General features: G+C 39.6%; 1 protein-coding gene. It reads right to left on the reverse strand.

What is annotated here, in order from left to right; all coding sequences use genetic code 11:
- Positions 1 to 280 (reverse strand): hypothetical protein (locus LZP73_RS21090; RefSeq protein WP_234236958.1); only part of this gene is annotated, 280 nt, incomplete at both ends.

Genomic DNA, 280 nt, shown 5'->3' on the forward strand with positions numbered 1-280 from the left:
AAAGGCTGCCGTTCGCTGATACACATCTTGGGATGATTGCAATAAACCCGATATGTTATCGGCACCGCTGGTATCATTGTTTAGTTCGTCATCAGATAAAGTAATGGTAAACAAATCGACCGTATCTGTGACGTCGATATCTAAAATCATATCAGAAATATCTACGATACTTCCTTCATTTACTACAATAGGGTACCTTTTGGGAGCATACCCGTTTTTTGTGAGCCTAAGCATTTGCTCACCTAATGGGACATTTTGTGAAAAAACAAACTCCCCTTTC

The sequence above is a fragment of the Shewanella sp. AS16 genome (assembly GCF_021412365.1).
GTDB lineage: Bacteria > Pseudomonadota > Gammaproteobacteria > Enterobacterales > Shewanellaceae > Shewanella > Shewanella salipaludis.